Annotated in this window: 2 protein-coding genes and 1 pseudogene; 1 reads left to right on the top strand and 2 read right to left on the bottom strand. The window is 31.6% G+C overall.

Translation table 11 applies throughout. The annotated features are described in order from the left end of the window. Positions 1-10: 10 nt before the first annotated feature. Together EZH24_RS08980 and EZH24_RS08975 are read right to left on the bottom strand one after the other, a co-directional pair. Positions 11-1,483, bottom strand: a pseudogene (locus EZH24_RS08980) (MATE family efflux transporter); the annotation flags it as partial. Between the two features lie 108 nt (positions 1,484-1,591). Continuing rightward, on the bottom strand, positions 1,592-2,266 hold the full coding sequence (locus EZH24_RS08975; RefSeq protein ID WP_137998822.1) for a helix-turn-helix transcriptional regulator: 675 nt from the start codon (positions 2,264-2,266) through the stop codon (positions 1,592-1,594). Between the two features lie 192 nt (positions 2,267-2,458). Between EZH24_RS08975 and EZH24_RS08970 the strand changes: the two genes are divergently transcribed. Next, on the top strand, positions 2,459-3,366 hold a 908-nt coding region (locus EZH24_RS08970; protein ID WP_137998821.1), incomplete at its 3' end, for an alanine:cation symporter family protein.

Raw genomic sequence — 3,366 nt, 5'->3', positions numbered from 1 at the left:
TTTAGGCGGTGTTTTTCATTTTGATATTATAATCTTTTCGTTTGCCTACATTTTTAGGAAACAACGCTGCGCTTACTCTGTCGGAAAAAAGTTTCGCTCTTAAAATAAATATATTTTGAGTATTCATATTTATAACCGAACGCCAAGGAGTGTTTAGAATTATAATAAAAGTCACTATTCCCGCCATTGTGTTTGAAAATAAATTTCCGTAAAATACCGACCAATAATGCAAATGACTCGATGTCGCCAAAATAAATATATATCTAAAAAACCAAATTCTTAAAATGCTTATAAATAAAGGAACTCTCGTTCTGCCGAGTCCGATTAAAGCTCCTTGAACTACCATAGTGACTCCGAAACCTATAATAGATAACGCGTAAATTGGAAGCGCGCCGTTTGCGATTGCCAAATCTTCCGCGTCTCTTGTAAATAAAATCGTCATATATTTCGATAACGGAAGAATTATTGCGATTAAAGTAATAGAAGTTATAATACTCATTATTATTCCCATATAGCATGATTTTTTCGCTTTCTCCGCGTATTGCGCTCCGATATTCATACTTACCATAGTGGTAACCGCGGAGCCGAAAGCCGCTGGCATATTGAAACAAACCGCCGTTATATTATTCGCTATTCCGTTTCCGTTTAGGACAATCTGCCCGTATTTTTCAACTTCGCTATTGATTAGAAAAAATCCGAAATTGCTTAAAAATGTCGTAAGCATCGATGGAATTCCTATAATCATAAGTTGTTTGAGTATAGACGCGTCAAATTTAAATCCTTTTAAAGTAAGTTTGTCTTCGCTTTCTTTAATAAATAAATCGTAATACATCCAAACGCTTATTAAAGAATATGTGGAAAAAGATGCCAAAACGCTTCCGAGTATTTTTAATTGCAAAAAATAAACATAAATAAAATTAAATATTATCTTAAAAACCAAGAGTAAAAGCATTCTTATAAAAGTCGCTTCTGGTTTACCGCTCGCGTTCTTCAAACCGTTATAAATAGCCGCCATAAATGTCATTGGCATAACGAAACTGTATAAAGACAAATATTGAAAAACGCTTTCTTTTACTCCTTCTTGCAAATTCATTGAAACCAAAATACTTACTATATACAAAGTCGGTCCCATAGCGATTCCGAATAGAATTCCCGAAACTACAATTTGTGTTGAAACTTTTTTTGCGTTCTTAAAATCTCCGAGTCCGTTATACTGTCCGACTATCGCCATAGCCGCAACGCCCAAACCTTGAGACAAAGCCGTCATCATATTTATAATAGGCTCTGCAAAATTGATGCTGCTTGCGATTAATCTGCCCGCCACATTATTTAAAAAAAGTCCGTCCATAAGTGGAACCATAGACTGAACCAAACCCATCATAAGAGTTGGTATTGAAAGCATAATTAAAGTATTCTTAATAGAGCCATGAAGTATTAAGTCGCGCCTCGCCTCTGTCGATTGACTTTGAAAAAATTTAATCATTTTTAAAATTCCCGCATTAAGCAATATTTAAAACAATTCAAATATTATATAATAATTATTAAAATAAATATATATTTAAATTTTTAATTATATATAAATTATTTTAAATTAATTGGATTTAGTATATTTTCTTATATTGGAATAAACGGTATGTTCCGATATTTGAAGTTTTTCGGCTAAATATTCCACAGAACCTTTTAAATGAAAAAATCCTACTTCATGAAGTTTTAATATAATTTCCTTATTTTTATCTTGATTTGGTATGGACATATCAAGTATTATACTATTTATATTCTTTTCTAATATTGATTTCATCATATCCTCTATATTAGCGCTATAATTTTCCAAATTATCATCTATAGTTTGTATATTATCGGTTTGTATATTATCATTGACAAAGAATTGTTTAGCAAAATCAAATACGCTAACTTCCATATTAAAATTAATACATAATAAACCTATAAGCTTTTCATTATTTTTTATTGGTATAGTTACGGATTTGCATCTATCACCATTTGGAAATTTTGATTCATAAGGTTCTAAAAATTTTTTCGTTTTACTCGAGCCGTTTATTAATTCCAAAGCTAAATTTGTTATAGGCGCTCCCGTAGAACGAGAAGAATTATGTCCGTTTTCTATATATACTACCGCATTTTCATAATTTTCTAAAGAATGAACCAAAACTTCGCATGCATTTCCAAAAATATTTGATATTCCTTTAACTGCATATTCGTATGATTTTATTATCGCTCTGTCAGTATCGTTAAATTTAGTATTTACCATATTATATCTCCGTTCTTATATTATCATATATAGTATTATTATAAATTATAAATTATAAATAAAAAAATAGCAAATATATTAAGTATTTTTATTTTATAAAATTATTTTTTTTTTTTTTAAAATATTTGACTTTTTCAAAAAAATTTGCTATACTAATAGTATAAATAATTTAATTAATAGGGGGACCATTTTATGGTAATTTTAAATTGGTTTAAAGATTTTATAGTAAAGGTCGTAACCGCTCTCAATGATGTTTTTTGGGGGGAATTAGTCGTTTTGGATTTTAACGATGGGGAAACGCAATTTAGTTTGACTTTGCTAATAGTTCTTCTAATTGGAGCTGGAATTTTCTTTACTATTAAACTTAAAGGGATTCAGTTTAGCATGTTTCCAGAAATGATTCGTAATGTCACTAAAAAACAAAACGCCAAGGATAAAGATGCTATATCTGGTTGGCAAGCATTGATGGTTGCGACTGCAACCAGAGTGGGTATGGGAAATCTTGCGGGCGTAGTTGCAGCTATAACCTTCGGAGGTCCGGGCGCTGTATTTTGGATGTGGGTTACGGCATTGGTAGGAGCTTCATCGGCTTTTGTAGAGACTGTTCTTGCGCAAATATATAAAGAAAAAGACCCTCTTTACGGCGGATGGCGAGGCGGTCCAGCATACTATATTAATAGATGCAGGCTTATCGCTTCTATAAAATCCGAAGACGCTTTTGTTTCTGATTTAGATAAAGAAGCAAATATAGTTTCTACTGACGGTAAATCTCATTTTAAAAGTGGCGGAATATACAAGATTATAGCTATTCTTTTTGCTATTTCTGGTCTTATTTGTTGGGCGGGAATAAGCCAAGTAGTCGGTAATTCTGTAACATCATCTTTTAATCATAGTTTTGGAATTAGTCCGTGGATTACTGCGGCTATTCTAACTATACTTGGCGCTATAATCGTTTTAAGAAAAAGAGCAACAGTAAAGGTATTAGATATAATGGTTCCAATAATGGCTTGCGCTTATATTCTTATGACTATTTTTATAATAATTAAAAATATAACCGTTTTACCAAGTATGTTTGCCGATGTTTTCGCCAGCGCTTTTGG

The sequence above is a fragment of the Brachyspira catarrhinii genome, from assembly GCF_005518285.1.
Lineage (GTDB): Bacteria > Spirochaetota > Brachyspiria > Brachyspirales > Brachyspiraceae > Brachyspira > Brachyspira catarrhinii.
The sequence above is the reverse complement of the archived record's forward strand: the minus strand, read 5'-3'. Positions and strand labels throughout refer to the sequence as shown.

Coding starts and splice junctions, on each gene's coding strand:
- EZH24_RS08975 (WP_137998822.1), bottom strand. CDS start 2,266: ATGGTAAATACTAAATTTAACGATACTGACAGAGCGATAATAAAATCA.